Source organism: Seohaeicola sp. (genome assembly GCF_048006315.1).
Taxonomy (GTDB): Bacteria; Pseudomonadota; Alphaproteobacteria; order Rhodobacterales; family Rhodobacteraceae; genus Seohaeicola.
The window spans coordinates 1,247,741-1,267,703 of sequence record NZ_CP180350.1; the positions used below are offsets into that span (position 1 = coordinate 1,247,741).

The 19,963-nt window shown below is 66.2% G+C and carries 17 protein-coding genes; 9 read left to right on the forward strand and 8 right to left on the reverse strand.

From position 1 onward, the window contains the following. Window positions 1–4: 4 nt before the first annotated feature. Both ACMUJL_RS06325 and ACMUJL_RS06330 read right to left on the reverse strand, forming a co-directional pair. Complete coding sequence (locus ACMUJL_RS06325; RefSeq protein WP_375569582.1) at window positions 5–409, reverse strand: cytidine deaminase; 405 nt, start codon at window positions 407–409, stop codon at window positions 5–7. Beyond that, a complete protein-coding gene (locus tag ACMUJL_RS06330; RefSeq protein ID WP_416914194.1) occupies window positions 406–1,497 on the reverse strand; it encodes a cupin domain-containing protein in 1,092 nt (363 codons plus the stop codon). The genes ACMUJL_RS06325 and ACMUJL_RS06330 overlap by 4 nt, the downstream gene beginning before the upstream one ends. Before the next feature lie 195 nt (window positions 1,498–1,692). Here ACMUJL_RS06330 and ACMUJL_RS06335 point away from each other — a divergent pair, with 195 nt between their 5' ends. The 6 genes from ACMUJL_RS06335 to ACMUJL_RS06360 all read left to right on the forward strand — a co-directional run bounded on the left by ACMUJL_RS06335 (window position 1,693) and on the right by ACMUJL_RS06360 (window position 10,602). Further along, window positions 1,693–3,972 carry an NADP-dependent malic enzyme gene (locus ACMUJL_RS06335; RefSeq protein ID WP_375569580.1) on the forward strand — a complete coding sequence of 760 codons (2,280 nt, stop codon included), beginning with the start codon at window positions 1,693–1,695 and terminating at the stop codon, window positions 3,970–3,972. A gap of 60 nt (window positions 3,973–4,032) precedes the next feature. Beyond that, complete coding sequence (locus ACMUJL_RS06340; protein ID WP_375569578.1) at window positions 4,033–5,601, forward strand: methyl-accepting chemotaxis protein; 1,569 nt, start codon at window positions 4,033–4,035, stop codon at window positions 5,599–5,601. A 251-nt stretch (window positions 5,602–5,852) separates the two neighbouring features. Next, window positions 5,853–6,692, forward strand: a complete 840-nt coding sequence (locus ACMUJL_RS06345; protein WP_068287731.1) for an FAS1-like dehydratase domain-containing protein — start codon at window positions 5,853–5,855, stop codon at window positions 6,690–6,692. Continuing rightward, window positions 6,692–7,912 carry a CoA transferase gene (locus ACMUJL_RS06350; protein WP_375569576.1) on the forward strand — a complete coding sequence of 407 codons (1,221 nt, stop codon included), beginning with the start codon at window positions 6,692–6,694 and terminating at the stop codon, window positions 7,910–7,912. The genes ACMUJL_RS06345 and ACMUJL_RS06350 overlap by 1 nt, the downstream gene beginning before the upstream one ends. 124 nt (window positions 7,913–8,036) lie before the next feature. Next, window positions 8,037–9,926 carry a propionate-CoA ligase PrpE gene (prpE, locus tag ACMUJL_RS06355; RefSeq protein ID WP_375569574.1) on the forward strand — a complete coding sequence of 630 codons (1,890 nt, stop codon included), beginning with the start codon at window positions 8,037–8,039 and terminating at the stop codon, window positions 9,924–9,926. Between the two features lie 196 nt (window positions 9,927–10,122). Beyond that, complete coding sequence (locus ACMUJL_RS06360; protein ID WP_375569572.1) at window positions 10,123–10,602, forward strand: CIA30 family protein; 480 nt, start codon at window positions 10,123–10,125, stop codon at window positions 10,600–10,602. Window positions 10,603–10,623: 21 nt separating this feature from the next. On the opposite strand, the gene ACMUJL_RS06365 is transcribed toward ACMUJL_RS06360, so the two are convergent. Beyond that, a complete protein-coding gene (locus tag ACMUJL_RS06365) occupies window positions 10,624–11,385 on the reverse strand; it encodes an NAD kinase (RefSeq protein WP_068287719.1) in 762 nt (253 codons plus the stop codon). A 187-nt stretch (window positions 11,386–11,572) separates the two neighbouring features. Between ACMUJL_RS06365 and glyA the strand changes: the two genes are divergently transcribed. After that, window positions 11,573–12,856 carry a serine hydroxymethyltransferase gene (gene glyA, locus ACMUJL_RS06370; RefSeq protein ID WP_068287716.1) on the forward strand — a complete coding sequence of 428 codons (1,284 nt, stop codon included), beginning with the start codon at window positions 11,573–11,575 and terminating at the stop codon, window positions 12,854–12,856. Between the two features lie 62 nt (window positions 12,857–12,918). On the opposite strand, the gene ACMUJL_RS06375 is transcribed toward glyA, so the two are convergent. From ACMUJL_RS06375 to ACMUJL_RS06395, 5 genes are all read right to left on the reverse strand, one after another. After that, a complete protein-coding gene (locus ACMUJL_RS06375) occupies window positions 12,919–13,266 on the reverse strand; it encodes a hypothetical protein (RefSeq protein WP_416914195.1) in 348 nt (115 codons plus the stop codon). Window positions 13,267–13,361: 95 nt separating this feature from the next. Further along, window positions 13,362–14,369, reverse strand: a complete 1,008-nt coding sequence (locus ACMUJL_RS06380) for an LLM class flavin-dependent oxidoreductase (protein ID WP_068287712.1) — start codon at window positions 14,367–14,369, stop codon at window positions 13,362–13,364. Between the two features lie 71 nt (window positions 14,370–14,440). After that, a complete protein-coding gene (locus ACMUJL_RS06385; protein ID WP_375569567.1) occupies window positions 14,441–16,357 on the reverse strand; it encodes an SLC13 family permease in 1,917 nt (638 codons plus the stop codon). A gap of 114 nt (window positions 16,358–16,471) precedes the next feature. After that, window positions 16,472–17,773, reverse strand: a complete 1,302-nt coding sequence (locus ACMUJL_RS06390) for an MFS transporter (protein WP_375569565.1) — start codon at window positions 17,771–17,773, stop codon at window positions 16,472–16,474. Then, entirely contained in the window at window positions 17,766–18,194 is a 429-nt protein-coding gene (locus ACMUJL_RS06395; RefSeq protein ID WP_375569563.1) for a gamma-glutamylcyclotransferase family protein, read from the reverse strand. The genes ACMUJL_RS06390 and ACMUJL_RS06395 overlap by 8 nt, the downstream gene beginning before the upstream one ends. A gap of 109 nt (window positions 18,195–18,303) precedes the next feature. Here ACMUJL_RS06395 and ACMUJL_RS06400 point away from each other — a divergent pair, with 109 nt between their 5' ends. Together ACMUJL_RS06400 and ACMUJL_RS06405 are read left to right on the forward strand one after the other, a co-directional pair. Further along, complete coding sequence (locus ACMUJL_RS06400; RefSeq protein WP_375569561.1) at window positions 18,304–19,278, forward strand: amidoligase family protein; 975 nt, start codon at window positions 18,304–18,306, stop codon at window positions 19,276–19,278. Continuing rightward, the gene (locus tag ACMUJL_RS06405; RefSeq protein WP_375569559.1) at window positions 19,275–19,937 is read left to right on the forward strand and encodes a gamma-glutamyl-gamma-aminobutyrate hydrolase family protein; all 663 of its coding nucleotides are present in this window, start codon (window positions 19,275–19,277) and stop codon (window positions 19,935–19,937) included. The genes ACMUJL_RS06400 and ACMUJL_RS06405 overlap by 4 nt, the downstream gene beginning before the upstream one ends. Window positions 19,938–19,963: the final 26 nt, after the last annotated feature.

A 19,963-nucleotide genomic window follows, 5' to 3' on the forward strand; every position in this document is an offset into this window, starting at 1 on the left:
GGGTCTACGTGCCCCCTCCGGCGCGGGTCATATGCGCCGTGGTGAAGGCACCGGGCAACAGCTCGGCCAGCGTCATGTGCAGCTCTTGCCCGTCCAGCGTGGACATGGTGACCGGCACCGCGCCGCGCCCGAACTCGGCAAGCTTCTGACGGCAGCCACCGCAGGGCGTGACAGGGTGTTCGCCATCCGCGATCACGGCGACCTCGGTCAGTTCAATCTCGCCCGCAGCGACCATGGCGGCAATCGCGCCCGCCTCGGCGCAGGTGCCTTCCGGGTAGGCCACGTTTTCCACGTTGCAACCGACATAGACCATGCCGGATGCCGCGCGGATCGCCGCCCCTACCTTGAAATGCGAATAGGGCACATAGGCGTTTTCGCGCACGGCGCGGGCTTGGTCCATCAAGGTCATGTCGACTCTCCGATATGGGTGGTAAAGCGACCCGGCAGGGACACTTCGAGAAGTTCCAGATCCCGTGTCGCCTCGGCATAGCGTGTCCGCATCCCCGGCGGGATCACGAAGGCATCGCCTTTTTCAAGACGGAACGGGTCACGCTCCTCACCTTCCAGCAGCATGCCGCCCTGCATCACGAATGTGAACAGGATGTCGCTGTCATGCCATGTCCAGGCGGTCGGCCCGCCATCGGGCCGCGCCACCTGCACCCCGGCCACGTCGCGGGTATTGGCGGCAATGGTGGTATCGCGGGCGACGAAGCCGGGAATGCGGAAGGGCTGCCATGCAGCCCCCTGCGCCACGTTGTGCACGAAGCGCTGCCCCTGCCATTCGCGGTCAGGGCGCAGATGTGGCGTGGGCAGGGTCATCTCGTGGTCGATTGCGGTGACGTGTTCGGCGGGCACACCGATCTCGATCACCTCGATCCCGTCGCTGGCCTCAAGTACCCGGTGGCGGATTTCGGGCGGCTGGATGAAACAATCGCCTGCCGTCAGGCGGATCGGGGGGCCCTGATCCTCATAGACCACATCGACCCAGCCGTTGATGCAGAAGATCAGCTGAAACCCGACCTTGTGATAATGCACCATGTCGGGCACCGGCCCGCCATCGGGAATGCGGATGTGGCTTGCGATGATCGACCCGCCCAAGCGGTCGGGAATCAGGTCGCGGTAATGCATGCCTGCTCGCCCGATCACCCATGGGGCCTGATCGGCCAGGCGGCGCACCACGAAACTGTGGATCGTGGGTGGCAGGATCAGCGGCGGGTTGCGTTCGGCGATGGTGATGCGCGTCCCCCCCGGCGCGGTCAGCGCGGTTTCACCCCCTGCGAGTTCTGCGGGCCTATCGGAAAGCAGGCGCAACTGGCCCGCCGGCGCATCCGACCGCTCCAGCCGGAACCGCAGGCCGTGCCCCGAAAAAGCAGCCACGGCGGGATCATCGGCGGGATAGATCATGTCCATCCGGAACCCCAGCTGCTTGGTGAAAAAGCCGATATCGCCGGTCAGGTCGGCCGTCGAAAGGCAGACCTCTGCAATGGTATCGGTCATGGCATCGTCCTTCCCGCGCATCCGCGCCTCACATTCTGTGCGAAAGCTTGGCCCTGCGACCGGGGATTTGCAAGACAGGGGATTTGCAAGACAGGGGATTTGCAGGATGGGGGCGCCGCCCCCGCAAAAACGGTATCTTCCCTTCCGCCACGGAATAGTTTAACGCTAAACTATCTGGGAAAGAGGAGAGGACGGATGTCGGACAGCCACAAGGAAACACTGCGTCAGGCGGCTCTGGCCTATCACGAATTCCCCAAACCCGGAAAGCTCGAGATCCGCGCGACCAAGCCGCTGGCCAATGGCCGTGACCTGGCGCGCGCCTATTCGCCCGGTGTGGCCGAAGCCTGCCTTGAAATCCGCGACGATCCCGCCAATGCCAGCCGCTATACCGCGCGCGGCAACCTGGTGGCCGTGGTGACCAACGGCACCGCTGTTCTGGGCCTGGGCAATATCGGGGCGCTGGCCTCCAAGCCGGTGATGGAAGGCAAGGCCGTCCTGTTCAAGAAATTCGCGGGCATCGACTGTTTCGACATCGAGCTGAACGAACCCGACCCCGAGAAACTGGCCGATATCGTCTGCGCGCTGGAGCCGACATTCGGCGCGATCAACCTGGAAGACATCAAGGCCCCAGACTGCTTTGTCGTGGAAAAGATCTGCCGCGAACGGATGAACATCCCGGTCTTTCACGACGACCAGCACGGCACCGCCATCGTTGTGGGCGCTGCCGCGACCAATGCGCTGCATGTCGCCGGCAAGCGGTTCGAGGATATCCGCATCGTCAGCACGGGTGGCGGGGCGGCGGGCATCGCCTGTCTGAACATGCTGCTGAAACTGGGCGTCAAGCGCGAGAACATCTGGCTCTGCGATATCCACGGCCTGGTCTACGAGGGCCGCGAGGTCGACATGAACCCGCAAAAAGCGGCCTTTGCGCAGAAGACCGACAAGCGCGCGCTGGACGAGGTGATCGACGGGGCCGACATGTTCCTGGGCCTTTCGGGTCCGGGCGTTCTGAAACCCGAGATGGTAGGCCGCATGGCCAAGCGGCCGATCATCTTCGCGCTGGCCAACCCCTCGCCCGAGATCGACCCGTCCGAGGCGCGCGCGGTGGTGCCGGATGCGATCATCGCGACAGGCCGGTCCGACTATCCCAACCAGGTCAACAACGTTCTGTGCTTTCCCTTCATCTTCCGGGGCGCGCTGGATGTGGGCGCGACCGAGATCAACGACGAGATGCAGATCGCCTGCATCGAAGGGATCGCGGCCCTGGCCCGCGCCACAACCAGCGCCGAGGCCGCAGCCGCCTACCAGGGCGAACAGATGACGTTCGGTGCCGATTACCTGATCCCCAAGCCCTTCGATCCGCGTCTCTCGGGTGTCGTGTCCACCGCCGTGGCGCGCGCCGCGATGGAAACCGGCGTCGCGACCCGCCCGCTGGAAGACCTGGTGGCCTACAAGGCCAAACTGGACGGATCGGTCTTCAAATCCGCGCTGCTGATGCGGCCCGTGTTCAGCGCCGCCGCCACCGCGGCCCGCAGCATCGTCTTTGCGGAAGGCGAGGATGAACGCGTGCTGCGCGCCGCACAGGCGATCCTCGAGGAAACCACCGAAAAGCCGATCCTGATCGGCCGCCCCGAGGTGATCGAGGCGCGCTGCGCCCGTGCGGGGCTGGCCCTCAAGATCGGGCGGGATGTGCAGATCGTGAACCCGGAAAACGACCCGCGCTACCGCGATTACTGGGGCAGCTATCACCAGATCATGGCGCGGCGCGGCGTGACGCCGGACCTTGCGCGCGCGATCATGCGCACCAATACCACCGCCATCGGCGCGGTCATGGTGCATCGCGGCGAGGCCGACAGCCTGATCTGCGGCACGTTCGGCGAATTCCGCTGGCATCTGAAATACGTCAACCAGGTGCTGGGCAGCGCCACGCATCGCCCGCATGGCGCGCTGTCGCTGATGATCCTGGAAGATGGCCCGCTCTTCATCGCCGACACCCATGTGCGCGCCACCCCCACGCCCGAGGAACTGGCCGAGGCCGCCATCGGCGCGGCCCGTCACGTGCGCCGCTTCGGCCTTGTGCCCAATGTCGCCTTCTGCACGCAGTCGCAATTCGGCAACATGGACACCGATGCAGGCCAGCGCATGCGCGCAGCCCTTGCCATACTGGACGCAGCCCCCCGCGATTTCACCTATGAAGGCGAGATGAACGTGGACAGCGCACTGGATGCGGACCTGCGCGCGCGCATCTTCCCCGACAGCCGCATGAAGGGCCCCGCCAATGTGCTGATCTTCGCCCATGCGGATGCGGCATCGGGCGTGCGCAACATCCTCAAGATGAAGGCGGGCGGGCTCGAGGTCGGGCCGATCCTGATGGGCATGGGCAACCGCGCGCATATCGTCAGCCCATCGATCACGCCGCGCGGCCTGCTGAACATGGCCGCCATCGCGGGCACGCCGGTCGCGCATTACGGCTGAGGTAAGGGAATCTTCAGTTCCTGCGACTAGTGTGCGTCCGGTCACAAGGATCGGCTGGATATGCACGCACTCATCGCAAGGCTTGGATTCGGGGCCTCATTGATGCCTGACCGGGATGACGCCGCCGTCATGCCGCCTCTTGCCCGGGGCGGGCCGGATCATGACGGCGCGCCAGATGCGCAGGCAGCCACAGCAGCGGCGACAGGCGGCACCGAACCGGCAGCGGCGGCCTCCCCGGCCGGGCGGGATAGCGTGGCAGCGTCGGACGATGGTGCCCGCATCGCCCGTCAGGCCGCGCTGCTCGGGTTCGAAATTGTGGACATCGGCGGTTTTCTCAAGGAACTGGACACGCGTTCAGCCGATCAACTCTCCAGCCTGTCCGGCACGCTCGATCTGACGGATGAGGTATTGCGCGCCAATGCGGCCGTCACCGACGGGATCACCACGATCAGCACCGCCGTACAGCAGGCGCTGGACATCTCTCAGGATGCCGTGTTCGCGGTGCGTGCTTCGGTCGGCATGTCGCGCGATCTGGCCACCTGGGTCTCCTCGGTCGGCACGCGGATCGACGAGATTTCAAATGCGCTGAAATGGATGGAAACCCGCACCGCCATGATCGAGCAGATTGCCCTTCAGGTCTATATGCTCTCGGTCAATGCCGGGATCGAGGCGACGCGCGCCGGGGATGCGGGGCGCGGCTTTGCGGTCATCGCCAAGACGGTCAAGGAACTCTCCGATCAGACCAACGCCACGACCGAAGAGATCCGCCGCAGCGTCCATGCGCTCAGCCACTCCGTGCAATCCCTCTCGCAAGAGGCGGCAGAGGCCAGCCAGAACGCCCTCGCCGTCACGCAAGACAGTCTGGGCATCGACCAGAAGCTGACGCAGATCTCGCACACGATCGAGGGGCTGAGCGAGATTACCGCGACCATCCGCAGCCATTCGGATGTCGTGCAACGCGCGAATGACAATTTCGACACCACGATCCGCGCCTTCGGCAACACGGTCTCGGCCACGGCCAGCGATCTGCACGGCGCAGTGACGCGGGTGAACAGGCTGATCGACGCGTCCGAGACACTGGTGCAACTGACCGCCGATCAGTTCGACACGACGGAGGATCGCCTCCTCATCGACAGGGTCCGGCGCGATGCGACACAGCTGGGGCGCCTCCTGGAACAGGCCCTCGCCCAGGGTATCCTGTCCGAGGCGCAGCTATTCTCGCGCGACTACACCCCGATTGCAGGCACCAACCCGCAGCAATGCGACGCCCCCTTCTGCGCGGCAACCGACAGCCTCTTTCCCGCCCTGCAGGAGGAGGCGCTGACCCTGTCCGACAAGGTGGTCTTCTGCGCGGCGGTCAATATCGACGGCTTCCTGCCCACCCATAACCGCAAGTTCTCGCACCCGCAGACCCGCGATCCGGTCTGGAACGCAGCCCACTGCCGCAACCGCCGCCTGTTCAACGATCGCGTCGGGCTCAAGGCCGGGCAAAGCAAGGCCCCCTTCCTGTTGCAGGTCTATCGCCGCGACATGGGCAACGGCCAGTCGGTCATGATGAAGGATGTCTCGGCCCCGATCACCGTGGCAGGCCGCCACTGGGGCGGCCTCCGCCTCGCCTACAAGGTCTGAGGGCGCGCCCGCACCACGCGACACCCTCTGCCCCAAGGCGGCCATCGCCTGCGCGAAGGTCGCGCCGGCGCCTGGCTTTCACCGTTCCTCGAATACTCATTCCGACAGCAGGCACCGGCGCGCGGCATGCATTTGCATACCCGCCCGGTGCACCTCGGCATACAAAAAATTACGCATTGACAAGGACATAGGTAATAATATTTCCCTGACTGAATGTTTTCGGCAGGATCATTCTGGGAGGGGGATCAGCCATGGATGGCACGACCACGGCAGTAGGCCGCAGCGCCTTCGCATCCGGCGCGGTCACGGCACAGCTGGCCGACCAGATCGGCGCGACCCTGCGCCCGCACTGGCAGCCTGGTGCGTTGCGGGACGGTGATCCGCTGCCCCCGCTCTGGCACTGGACGGGCTTTCCCCCCACCGCCGCGATGGAAGACATGGGCCCCGACGGCCATCCACGCCTTGGCGGCTTCCTGCCCGATCTGGGGCTGGGGCGGCGCATGTGGGCCGGGGGAAGCCTGCGCTTCCTGGCCCCCCTGCATGTCGGCGAGGCGCTGACCCGCCACTCCGAGATCATCAGCCTTGAACACAAGACGGCAGGGGCCACGCCCATGGCCCTGCTCACCCTGCGCCACCGCATCGACACGGTGCGCGGCACAGCGATCGAGGAAGATCAGACCATCGTCTACCTGCCCCTGCCTGACCGCTACAGCGCGCCCAAGCCCATCGCCGCGCCCGACAATCCCGATTTCGACGAGACCGTCGCGATGGATCCCGTGCGCCTGTTTCGCTACTCGGCCGTGACCTTCAACGGGCATCGCATCCATTACGACCGCGACTACGCCACGCAGGTGGAACACTACCCTGCCCTCGTGGTGCATGGACCGCTTCAGGCCACGCTTCTGATCGACGCGGCCACCCGCCATGCGGGTCGGCCTCCTGAAACCTTCCGCTATCGCGGTGTGCATCCGATGTTCGACACGCATCCCCTGCGCCTGATCGGAACCATGAACAAGGATGACACCATGACACTTTGCACCGCAGCCCCCGCAGGCCATATCGGCACGCAGGCCACGGCAGGCTGGTCCTGATGACCGGAATCCTGCAAGGCATGCGCGTTGTCGAAGGCTCTGCCTTCGTGGCGATTCCGCTGGCTGGCATGACGCTGGCGCAGATGGGGGCGGACGTGATTCGCTTCGACCGGCTGGAGGGCGGTCTGGACGCGCATCGCTGGCCCGTGACCGCACAGGGTCAGAGCCTCTTTTGGGCGGGGATGAACAAGGGGAAACGCTCGGTCGCGGTCGACATGAAATCGCCCCGCGGGCGCGAACTGGTGACGCAGATCATCACGGCGCCGGGCAAGGATGCGGGCCTTTTCCTGACCAATCTGCGGGTGCGTGGCTGGATGGATCACCCCACCCTCAGCCAGTTTCGTCCCGACCTGATCATGGTCACCCTGTCAGGGGATCGCCACGGCCGTCCCGCCGTCGATTACACCGTCAATCCGGCGCTGGGCTTTCCCGATGCGACCGGCCCCGTCGGCAGCACGGATCCCGTGGCGCATGTCCTGCCCGCCTGGGATTGCATTGCGGGCAACGTGGCGGTTTCGGCCCTGCTGGCGGCGGAACGGCATCGCCTCAGGACCGGCGAGGGGCAGGATGTCGATCTGACACTCAAGGATGTGGCCGCCGCGATGCTTGGGCATCTGGGCATCATCGGCGAAGTCGCGGTGAATGGCGTTGACCGGCCAAAGGGCGGAAATGCGCTTTATGGTGCCTATGGCCAGGATTTCGTCTGTGCGGACGGACGGCGGATCATGGTGATCGGCCTGACCGACCGGCAATGGCACGGCCTTGTCAAGGTAACCGGCAGTGCCGAGGCGATGGAGGGGATCGCGCGGCAGACCGGGCTTGACCTGGCGAAGGAAGCCGGGCGCTGGGAGGCCCGCGCGATGATCACCGCCGCGCTGACGCCATGGTTCACCGCCCGGACCCTGCCCGAGATCGCGCCTCTCTTCGAGGCGCAGGGGCTGACATGGTCCGAATTTCGCAGTTTCGCCCGCGCCGTACATGAGGATCCCGATCTGCAACCGGGCGAAAACCCGATGTTCGCCCATGTGGACCAGCCCGGCATCGGCCGCTACCCGGTGCCGGCCTCGCCGATCACCTTCTCGGGCGCGGCCACGCCGCCCCCCGCCGCCGCCCCCGTTCTGGGCGCGAATACCGAAGAAGTGCTGGCCGATGTGGCGGGCCTGCCGGGGCACGAGATCGCGCAGCTTTTCGATCAGGGCATCGTCGCCGGCCCCCGCTGAGGCCTGTGTTAGCGCGAAACGTGACCATAGCGCGCATGTGACGGGCCATGTGGCGGGGACAAGCCCCTTGCGCGACAGGCGTGACCTTGAGTAAGCCATCCGCAACTGCCGGAGGAGGAATACAATGGCATACAAAGACGTCTACGCGGGTTGGAAAGCCGATCCCGAAGGGTTCTGGATGGAACAGGCCCGCGCCATCGACTGGATCAAGCCGCCCTCGAAGGCGCTGTTCGCCGACAATGCCCCCTTGTACGAATGGTACAAGGATGCGCAGGTCAACACCTGCTGGAATGCCGTGGACCGCCATGTCGAGGCGGGCAACGGTGACCGTGTTGCCATCATCCATGACAGCCCGGTCACGAATACGGTCCACAAGATCACCTATGCAGAGTTGCAGACCCGTGTCGCCAGCCTTGCGGGGGCACTGCGCGCCAAGGGTGTGACCTCGGGCGACCGCGTCATCATCTACATGCCGATGGTGCCCGAAGCACTTGAGGCGATGCTGGCCTGTGCGCGCCTGGGGGCGATCCATTCGGTCGTCTTCGGCGGCTTTGCCGCGCATGAACTGGCCGTGCGGATCGACGACTGCACCCCCAAGGCGATCATCGCGGGCTCCTGCGGGATCGAGCCGGGCCGCGTGGTGCATTACAAGCCGCTGGTCGACGCTGCCATCGAACAGGCACAGCACAAGCCCGACTTCTGCGTGATTTTCCAGCGCGAACAGGAAGTGGCCGAGCTGATCCCCGGCCGGGACCATGACTGGCACGGCTTCCAATACGGCGTGGAACCTGCCGAATGCGTCCCGGTGTCGGGCGATCATCCGGCCTATATCCTCTATACCTCGGGCACAACCGGCCAGCCCAAGGGCGTGATCCGCCCCACCGCCGGGCATCTTGTGGCCCTGAACTGGACCATGAAGAACGTCTACAACGTCGATCCGGGCGATGTGTTCTGGGCGGCCTCCGATGTGGGCTGGGTCGTGGGGCACAGCTACATCTGCTATGCGCCGCTGATCCATGGCAACACCACCGTGGTGTTCGAAGGCAAGCCGGTGGGCACCCCCGATGCCGGCACCTTCTGGCGCGTGATCCAGGATCACAACGTGCGCAGCTTCTTTACCGCGCCGACCGCCTTCCGCGCGATCAAGCGCGAGGATCCAAAGGGCGAATTCCGCGCGAAATATGATCTGACCTGCCTGCGCGCGCTTTATCTGGCGGGCGAGCGTGCCGATCCCGACACGATCATCTGGGCGCAGGATCTGCTGAAGGTGCCGGTCATCGACCATTGGTGGCAGACAGAAACCGGCTGGCCGATTGCGGCGAACCCGCTGGGCCTCGACCCGCTGCCGGTCAAGATCGGATCGCCTTCGGTGGCGCTGCCGGGCTGGGATGTGCAGATCCTGGACGAGGCGGGGCATCCGATGCCTGCGGGCACGCTGGGCGCCATCGCGGTCAAGCTGCCGCTGCCGCCGGGCACGCTGCCGACGCTCTGGAACGCCGAGGACCGTTATCGCAAATCGTACCTGTCGCATTTCCCCGGCTATTACGAGACGGGCGATGCCGGCATGATCGACGAGGACGGGTATCTCTACATCATGGCGCGCACCGATGACGTGATCAACGTGGCCGGCCACCGCCTGTCCACCGGCGCCATGGAAGAGGTTCTGGCCGGTCACCCCGATGTGGCCGAATGCGCCGTGATCGGCGTGACGGACGAGCTGAAGGGCCAGCTGCCCATGGGCTTCATGTGCCTGACCAAGGGCGTGAACCGCCCCCATGCCGATATCGTCAAGGAATGCGTCAAGCTGGTGCGCGACCAGATCGGCCCGGTCGCCGCCTTCAAGCTGGCGCTTGTGGTCGACCGGCTGCCCAAGACACGCTCGGGCAAGATCCTGCGCGCCACCATGGTCAAGATCGCGGATGGGCAGGACTTCAAGATGCCCGCCACGATCGACGATCCCGCGATCCTCGACGAAATTCGCGGCGCGCTGCAGACCATCGGCTACGCGAAATGACCACCGCAGGCCTTCCGGCGCCACTTGCCCGGAAGGCCTGCTTTCTTCTTGCTTCAAATATCCATGACCACATCGCAGGCCGCGCCCCGTTGCAGCGGCGCGGTGCGGTGCCCATATGTCGGGCATGATCAAAAGACCCATCCTTGCCGGCCTGACATGCCTGGCGCTGCTTCTGCCTTTGACCGCGAGGGCCTAGATGACCGCTGAAACCCGCCTGATTCCCGATGCCGGCTGGACCTATGTCAGCGATCAGGTGATGGGCGGCGTGTCCGAGGGGCGCGCGCGCATCGACACCGTCGACGGACAGCCCGTCCTGCATCTGACAGGTCAGGTCAGCACCGCCAATCGCGGCGGTTTCATCCAGGCGCGCGTGACGCTGGACAGCGCGCCCGCTGCCGACAGCCGGGGCGTTTTGCTGCGCGTGCGCGGCAATGGTCAGGGGTATTTCGTCCATCTGCGGACATCCGGCACGGTCCTGCCCTGGCAATATTACCAGGCGCCGTTTCCGACCACGCCCGACTGGGTCGAGGTTCGGATCCCCTTCGACGCCTTCAAGGCCTCGGGCAACCTGCTGCGCGGCGCGATCCGCCCCGACAGCATCCGCAGTCTCGGCATCGTGGCTTACGGGCGCGATCACATCGCCGATGTGCAGGTGATGTGGGCCGGGTTCTACTGACGGGACCAGCAGACAACAGCGTCAGACGAACTGTTCCCGCAACAGCCGCTCCTCCAGCCCGTGACCGGGATCGAACAGGATGCGGTGCTCGATCTCGGGCGCGCTGCGGATATCGACGCTGATCACGTCACGCACGGATCGCGAATCCGCATCGGCCATGACGGGGCGCTTGTCGGCCTCTTCGACATCGATGCGCACCAGCGCGGTCTTGGGCAGCAGCGCACCGCGCCAGCGCCGGGGGCGGAAAGGCGCGATCGCGGTCAGGGCCAGGACATCCGACCGGATCGGCAGGATCGGGCCATGGGCGCTGTAATTGTAGGCCGTCGATCCCGCAGGTGTGGCGACCAGCGCGCCATCGCAGACCAGTTCGGCCATGCGCAGCCGCCCGTCCACCGTGATGCGCAGCTTGGCCGCCTGCGGCCCTTGCCGCAGCAGCGAGACTTCGTTGATCGCAAGCGCCTCGTGCACGGATCCGTCGGCGCAGGTCGCGCGCATCGCCAGCGGGTTCAGCACCGCCTCTTCGGCCTCGGCCAGCCGGTCCAGCAGGCTGTCTTCGTGATATTCGTTCATCAGGAAACCGACGGTGCCGCGATTCATGCCGTAGACCGGCGCGGCCAGACTCTGGGTGCGGTGCAGCGTGGTCAGCATGAAGCCGTCCCCGCCCAGTGCCACGATCACATCCGCGCTATCCTCGGGTGCTGCGCCATAACGCGCGACCAGCCGTTCCATCGCCTCCTGCGCGCTGGGAACGGGGCTGGCGCAAAAGGCAATCTTGAGGGTCATTCCGGGGGTCGTCCTGTTTCCAATGCGCGTCGTCGCGTGCCGATGGAAGCACAAACAGCCCCGCAGCACCAGCCCTGCCACCCCCTGCGCCGCAGGCGCCACGGCCTGCGTCGCTTTCGGCCCTTCCCCCCTTGGGCAGATTGCACTAGGACACGGGGCAACGCTGACCCCGAAAACGGAGCCCGACATGACCGATACCGGTTTCTTCACCGAAGCGCTGTCCTCGCGCGATCCCGAGCTGTTCAAGTCCATCACCGACGAGCTGGGTCGCCAGCGCCACGAGATCGAGCTGATCGCGTCGGAAAACATCGTGTCCGCCGCCGTGATGGAAGCGCAGGGCAGCGTGATGACCAACAAATACGCCGAAGGCTATCCGGGCAAACGCTACTATGGCGGCTGCCAGTTTGTTGACGTGGCCGAGAATCTTGCCATCGAACGGGCCTGTCAGCTGTTCGGCTGCGGCTTTGCCAACGTCCAGCCCAATTCAGGCTCGCAGGCCAATCAGGGCGTCTTCACCGCGTTGCTGCAACCGGGCGACACGATCCTGGGCATGAGTCTTGACGCGGGCGGTCACCTGACCCACGGGGCCAAGCCCAACCAGTCCGGCAAATGGTTCAACGCGATCCAGTACGGCGTGCGCCAGCAGGATCTGGAAATCGACTATGTGCAGGTCGCCGAGCTGGCGACCGAGCACAAGCCCAAGATGATCATCGCCGGTGGGTCGGCCATCCCCCGCATCATCGACTTCGCGAAAATGCGCGAGATCGCCGACAGCGTCGGGGCCTATCTTCTGGTGGATATGGCGCATTTCGCGGGCCTCGTGGCCTCGGGTCACTACCCCTCGCCTTTCCCGCATGCCCATGTCGCGACCACGACGACGCACAAGACCCTGCGCGGCCCGCGCGGCGGCATGATCCTGACCAATGACGAGGATCTGGCCAAGAAGTTCAACTCGGCCATTTTCCCCGGCATTCAGGGCGGCCCGCTGATGCATGTGATCGCCGGCAAGGCCGTGGCCTTCGGCGAAGCGCTGCGTCCCGAATTCAAGGGCTATCAGGCGCAGGTCATCAAGAACGCGCAAGCGCTGGCGGATGAGCTGATGAAGGGTGGTCTGGATATCGTCACCGGCGGCACCGACACCCACCTGATGCTGGTTGACCTGCGGCCCAAGGCCGTCAAGGGCAATGCCACCGAGAAGGCCCTTGGGCGCGCGCATATCACCTGCAACAAGAACGGCATCCCCTTCGACACCGAAAAGCCCACCATCACCAGCGGCATCCGTCTGGGATCGCCCGCAGGCACGACCCGTGGCTTTGGCGAGGAAGAGTTCCGCCAGATCGGACGCTGGATCGTACAGGTCGTGGACGGTCTGGCCGCCAATGGCGAAGATGGCAACGCCGCCGTCGAAGCCGCCGTGCGCGCCGAGGTCGAGGCCCTGTGCAAGCGTTTCCCGATCTATCCGGGCCTCTGATCCGCTTTCAGCCCGTTCTGACAACAGGCGCCGGTCCCCCAGGGGGGCCGGCGTCTTTCGTTTCAGACAAAGCCACGCCAACGCAGAAAGGCCAGCGTCAGCCCCGCCAGCAGCAACAGGTTGAACGCCAGGCCGCCCAGCAGCCCCAGGATCGCGCCGCGCCGCCGGTCCGCGGGATCAATGCTGTGCAGATGCGCGCGCACCTCGGCATGGGCGCGGGCGACCCTGACATGATCGATCCTCAGGGCCAGCTTGGGATGGTCGGCCAGCGTCTCGGCCTCGGCCACCAGTTGCGCCTGCGCGCGTATCCGGGCGGGAAGTCGGCGACCGGCGCGGTTCAAACGGGTTTGCAGCGTGCCACGGCGCAGCGACAGCTTTTCGTCAAAGAGCGTGCAAAGCTCCTGCGCCATGTGGGAAATATCGTCTGTCTGCAAAATGCGGGCTCCGGCAATGGGGCCATCCTAACCAGAACCGACCTTCGGGCAAGTGGCGACACGAACAGCCTTCAGGCTGCCTGCGTCGCCATCTGGATATCGGCCAGGGCCGCGGCGGCAATCTCGAAGGACCGGACCCTTGCCGCGTGATCATGGATCATGCCCGTGACCATCAACTCGTCCGGGCGATAGCGCGCCACGATCTGCGACAGGCCGCGATGCACGGCCTCGGGCGATCCCACCGCGGATACCGAAAGCGCCTCTTCGACCATGCGCATCACGGGGGCAGGGACATGGGCCGCAAGATCATGGACCGGGCGCGGCAACTTGCCGGGCTGCCCGGTGCGCAACCGCGCAAAGGACAGCACCTGCGAGGATCGCAGATACTGCGCCTCGGCGTCCGTATCGGCGGCGCAAACGCCCGCCGCCACCATCACGTAAGGTTTGGCCAGATAGGCCGAGGGGCGGAATGTGGCGCGATAGGTGCGCAGCGCCTCTTCCAGCATCTGGGGCGCGAAATGCGAGGCAAAGGCGTAAGGAAGCCCCATGTAGGCCGCGAATTGCGCGCCGAACAGGCTGGACCCCAGGATCCAGACCGGCACGTGTGACCCCTGCCCCGGCACGGCGCGCACCCTTGCATCAGGGGCCGCATCGGCCAGGTAACCCAGCAATTCGGAGACATCCTGCGGGAAGGTATCCGCCCCGTCCATATAGCGCCGCAGCGCGCGGGCGGTGCCCATGTCGGTGCCCGGCGCGCGGCCCAGGCCAAGGTCGATCCGGCCCGGGAACAGCGCGTCGAGCGTGCCGAACTGTTCGGCAACGACCAGCGGCGCATGGTTGGGCAGCATGATGCCCCCCGATCCCACCCGCATGGTCGATGTCGCCGCCGCAACCCGCCCGATCACCACCGCAGTCGCGGCACTGGCGATGCCGGGCATGTTGTGGTGCTCGGCCAGCCAGTAGCGGTGATAGCCGAAGCGTTCCGCATTCACCGCCAGCTCGACGGTATTGGCCAGCGCCTGCGCGGCCTCGGCGCCTTCGGGGATGGGGGAGAGGTCGAGCAGCGAATAATGATGCATGGCATGTGTTCCTTTGTCGTCTCAGTCTAGCCCCGCTTGCGCCCTGCGCCAAGCCGGAACGCCCCGCCGCGTCACAGCGGCCAGACGATCAGCAGCAAGGGCAGGCTGACGGCCACCACCAGCGCCTCAAGCGGCAGTCCAAGGCGCCAGTAATCGCCGAAGCGGAAACCGCCGGGGCCCAGGATCAGCGTGTTGTTCTGATGTCCGATCGGGGTCAGGAAGGCGCAGGATGCCCCGATCGCCACGGCCATCAGGAAACTGTCGGGATTGACCCCCAGCGTCGCGGCAATGCCCAGCGCGATGGGGCACATCACCGCCGCCGTGGCCGCGTTGTTCATCACGTCCGACAGGAACATCGTGACGACAAGGATCACCGCAAGGGCGGCAATGGCATTGCCCTGGGCCACGGTATCGACCAGCACGCGCGCCAGAACATCAGCCGCACCCGTCTGCTCCATCGCGCCCGCCACCGGGATCAACGCGGCCAGCAGCACGATCACGGGCCAGTCGATGGCGGTATAGACCTCACGCGGGGGGACAGTGCGCACCACCATCGACACCAGCACCCCCAGCGCAAAGGCCGCGGCCGCCGGCAGAACGCCGAAGGTCACCAGCGCGATGGCCCCGCCCATGATCGCCGTGGACAGGACCGCCATCCGCGCATCTGGGATTCGCAGGTCCCGGTCGCCCAGCGGGACACATCCCGTTTCATTGGCGAAATCTGCCAGCACGTCAGCGGGTCCCTGCATCAGCAGCAGATCGCCCGACTTCAACTTGAGTGTCCGCAACCGCGCACGCGGGCGCCGCCCCTCGCGCGCGACGGCCAGCAGGTTCAGCCCGTAGCGCGACCGCAGATGCATGTCGCTGGCCGACCGCCCCACGAGCGACGATCCCGGCAGCACCGCCAGTTCGCGCAGCAGGATGTCATCCTCGCGGCGACCGGACTCATCGTCATCCCCGTCCTCCTCGGCGGTGTCGGTTTTGCTGTCCTTGCCCTTGCCTGCGGATTTGGCGGCCTTGGCATCCTTGCCCCGATCCGCTGCATCCTGCGCCTTGGCCTTTTGGGCCTTGTCATCGGCATCCGCCCTGTCCGAGGATGAGCCCTGCTCTTCCAGCTTGATGCCGAAGGCCGACAGCGCCTCGGCCAGCCCTTCGACATCGGCCTCCAGCATCAGGATATCGCCTTCGCGCACCCGGCGTCCGCCATGGGGCGCGATCATCTTGACCTCGTTTCGGATCAAGCCGACGATCTGGGCATCGGCCCCGGCCATATCGGTTTCGATCTGGCGCAGCGTCATCCCGATAGCCTTGGCCCTGGCCGGTACGCGTACCTCGGTCAGATAGGCGCCCGTCTCGAAACCCTCGGCGCTGGAGGCCTTGCGCGCGGGCACGAGGCGCCAGCCCAGAAACACCACGAAGATCACGCCCAGCACCGCAACCGAAACACCCACGGGGGCAAAGTCGAACATCCCGAAATGTTCAAGACCCGCATCGGCCCGGAACCCCGAGACGATCAGGTTGGGCGGCGTGCCGACAAGGGTGGTCATGCCCCCCAGGATGGTGCCGAAGGCCAGCGGCATCAGAACCTGCCCCGGCGTCAGATCCAGTCGTCCCGACACCTGCATGGCAATCGGCATCAACAGCGCCATCGCACCGACGTTGTTCATGAAGCCGGACAGAAGCGCGCCCAACCCCATCAGGGCACCAAGTGTTGCAAACCTACCCGCATTGCGCGGCAGAATATTGCGCGCCAACCGATCTACTGCGCCGGATTGTTGCAATCCATAGCTCAGGACCAGAACGCAGGCCACGGTGATGACCGCCGGATGCCCAAAGCCCGCAAACGCATCCGCCGCAGGCACAAGGCCGGTGACGACACAGGCCATCAGCGCCGCAAGCGCCACCACGTCATGGCGCAACCGCCCCCAGAGGAACAGACCCATGGTCAGGGCGAGGATGCCGAAGATCATCATCTGCGGAAGTGTCATGAGAAAGCCTTCCTGCGCGCGGCGGAATCCGTTGTCACATGGCGCACGATACATGCACCAGATCAATCACTTGACGATTCTGCAACCGCCAGCGGCGTGGAACAGCCACCCCGGTCAGGGGCGCTGCACCTCGTCCAGCCGGGCGGCAAGGATCGCGCCCAGCAGCGCAAACAAGGCAAAGACAAGCAGCAGAACCGCAGGGCCGAACCAGTCCGCCAGCAGACCAAAGGCGCCGCCCGCCATCAGCGCAAGACCGATCAGCGTGTTCGACAAGGCGGTGTAGCGGGCGCGAAAATCATCCCCGGCCATATCCGTCAGATGCAGTTTTCGACCGGCGCGCACGCCCTCATAGGCGATCTGCGCGGCAAAGACCGCAAGACCCGCGCCCCAGGCCCCGCCCAGTCCCGCAGGGCGCATCCCGGCGATCCCGATGATCACGAACACCACCGCCGCCAGCGCCCCCGCGGCCATCAGCGTCTGGCGGCTGGACCGGTCCGACAAGCGCCCCCAGACATAGGAGGACAGCACCGCCGCCGCGGTCGAGGCCATGACCATCGGGCCCAGCTGATCCAGCGCGCGCTGACCGCTGGCCGAGGACAGCATCACGATGAAGGGCGTGGCCAGCGCGGTCACGGTCAGCGCGGCCCGCGCCGCCACGAAGACCTGCAATTGCCGATCCTCGATCAGGGGGCGCAACAGCGCCGCAGCCCCGCCCTCATCGGGCGCGTCGCCGCCGTTTTCGGGTTCGTCCAGTCGCAGGAACAGCGCGGCCGCCAGCAGGAACGCCACCCCCGCCAGAACAAGCGCGCCCGCCAGCACAGGGATCGCCACGGCGAAGACGCCCAGCGCCATCAGCAGGCCGAACCCGAAGGCCGCAATCGCCGCCACGGCCCCGGCCAGGCCGCTGACCGCACCGCGACGCCCCTTGGCAACTGTGCGCGCCAGCACATCCTTGTAGCTGACCGAGGCCCCGGCACGCGCCGCAGCCAGCACCGCCAGCAACCCCAGCACGGTCCAGCCCGCAACACCCCCCTGCAGGGTCAGTACGGCCCAGGCAATGCCCAGAACCGCAAGCCCCTGCACCGCAGCCCCCGCAGCCCAAATCCTTTTGCGTTGCGCCGCCTTCTCGACCTGCCGCGCAAGGACCAGTTGCGGCAGCAGCGCCCCGGCCTCGCGGACCGGCACCAGCGCGCCGATGACCGCACCGGGCGCGCCCAAGGCGGTCAACAGCCAGGACAGCACCAGCTTGGGGTCGATCAGGCTGTCGGCCACCTTGGTCAGGGTCAGCGCCAGCACATGGATCAGGCCATTGCCGGCCTCGCCCCGACGCAGGTCGGCGGCATCGCTGTCGGTCAGCCATGCGAAGATGCGCCGCCTGCGGTCTGCGTGGGCCTGTCCGGGCGATGTCTCAGTCATCGCGGATCAACCTGTAGGCCCAGGCGCGGGATCCGTCGACAAGGGTGACGGGATCGCGACGGTATCGCGTGCCCAGCCGCTCGTAGCGATCCAGCCGCAGCAGGCCTGCATCATCGACGGCAAAGACCTTGCCGGACAGCATGCCGTCCGGTGCGGGGCGCATGTCGCGCCCATCGCGGTAAAACCCGGCAAGCCGCGCCTCCTGCGCGGGCGTGACGCGGCCCACAACCGCCAAGCGTATGAACCCGTTGGTCAGGGTCGCATATCCAAACACGCGATGCGGCCCCTGTCCCGGCGGCAGCTGCGCCGCCATGATCGCGGTTGTCACCGGCGGCAGCCAGACCGGCAGATGCACGATGCCGATCCATAGGGTCAGGCCAAGCAGCAGCACGCCCCATGACAGGCGCCGAAGCACCCTCATGTCCGGCCCTCAGCCTGCGCACAGGTTGTCATTTGGTATCGATGGATCATAGTCTCTACTTTCCCGCAGACCGGATGGAGAGTGCAACCCCTTGACCGATCCGACTGACATGCGCGACCGCATCCCGCTTGACCGGCCATGGGCGCTGCCTGTGCCGCAGGGCTGCGGCGGCGAGGCGCGTCGTGTCGGGGTCGAGATCGAATTCGCGGGCCTGACCGAGGCCGCGGCCGCCGATATCGTGCAGGCCGCCTGGGGCGGCACGTTTCGGGCCAAAACGGATCATGACCTGACCGTGACCGGCGGCACCCATGGCGATGTCGGGATCGAGCTGGATATCGTCTTGCGCGACAAGGCGGGCCATGTGATCGCGGACAAGCTGCTGAATTGGTCCCGCGCGGTGGTGCCCGTGGAAATCGTGACCGCGCCCCTTTCGCCTGCCGATCTTGTCGCGGTGGACGGGCTGATCGGTGATCTGGTGGCAGCCGGGGCCGAAGGATCGCAGGACGGGATGCTTTACGGCTTCGGGATGCATCTGAACCCCGAAGTCACAGGCAGAGACGCCGCCCATATCCTGCCAGTCGTCCGGGCCTATGGGCTGCTGGAGGACTGGCTGCGCGCCATGGACCCAATCGACCCGTCCCGCCGCCTTCTGCCCTTCGTCGATCTCTGGCCCCGCGGCCTTGTCGATCTTCTGGCCGCAGAGGGCGACGAATGGGACATCGACGATCTGCTGCGCGCCTATGCCGACCTGACGCCGACCCGGAACCGGGGGCTGGACCTGCTGCCGCTGCTGGAACATCTGCGCCCCGCAGCACTGTCCGAACGGGTGGATCCCGCCATGCTCAAGGGGGGGCGCCCCACCTATCACTATCGCCTGCCCGAGGCGCGTCTGGGCGCGCCTGGCTGGTCGGCCGTCTATGAATGGAACCGCTGGGTCCTGGTCGAAAGGGTGGCCGCCGACCGGGATCTTCTGGCGCATCTGGCAGAGTTGTGGCGCGATCACCGCACCAGCCTGACCAGCACGCTCGGCGACTGGGTCTTGCGGGTGCAGGCAACGCTTGGTGCCGCGGCAATCTGGTCATGAAACCCTGCATCGGTGTCACCACATCGCGCCGGACGGGGTGGCGGGTGTTTCCCGTGATCGCTCTCAATATCTGGCTGGCCGGGGGCCGGGCGCTGCGCTGGAACAGCGGGCGCGAGGCCGACATGAGCACAGTCGACGGGCTGGTCGTGGGCGGCGGCGATGACATCTCGCCGATGCTTTACGCGGGCGAAATGGTGGCCGAGGCAAGGCTTGACCCCGCGCGCGACGCGCTGGAGCAACGCCTAGTCCGGCAGGCGCTGGATCTGGGCAAACCCGTGCTGGGTATCTGCCGGGGCGCACAAATGCTGAACGTCGCACTTGGGGGCAATCTGCACCAGCGCGCCTATGACCATTACGCCGACAGCCGCTACCACCGCACGATCCTGCCGCGAAAGGATGTGACCGTACTCGAGGGTACGGGGCTGGCCAGGCTGGCCGGCACCGCACCAATGCGGGTGAACGCGCTGCATTCGCAGGCGGTGGACCGTTTGGGCACCGGCCTGCGGGTCGCCGCGCGCGATGGCGGCGGCATGATCCAGGCGGTCGAGCGCAGCAGCCCGCCCTTCGCACTGGGTGTCCAATGGCACCCGGAATACCTGATCTATGCCCGCAGGCAGCGCGCCCTGTTCCGGGCGCTGGTGGATGCCGCGCGGCCCTGATGCCGTGGACAGGCCCCGCGAAAGCG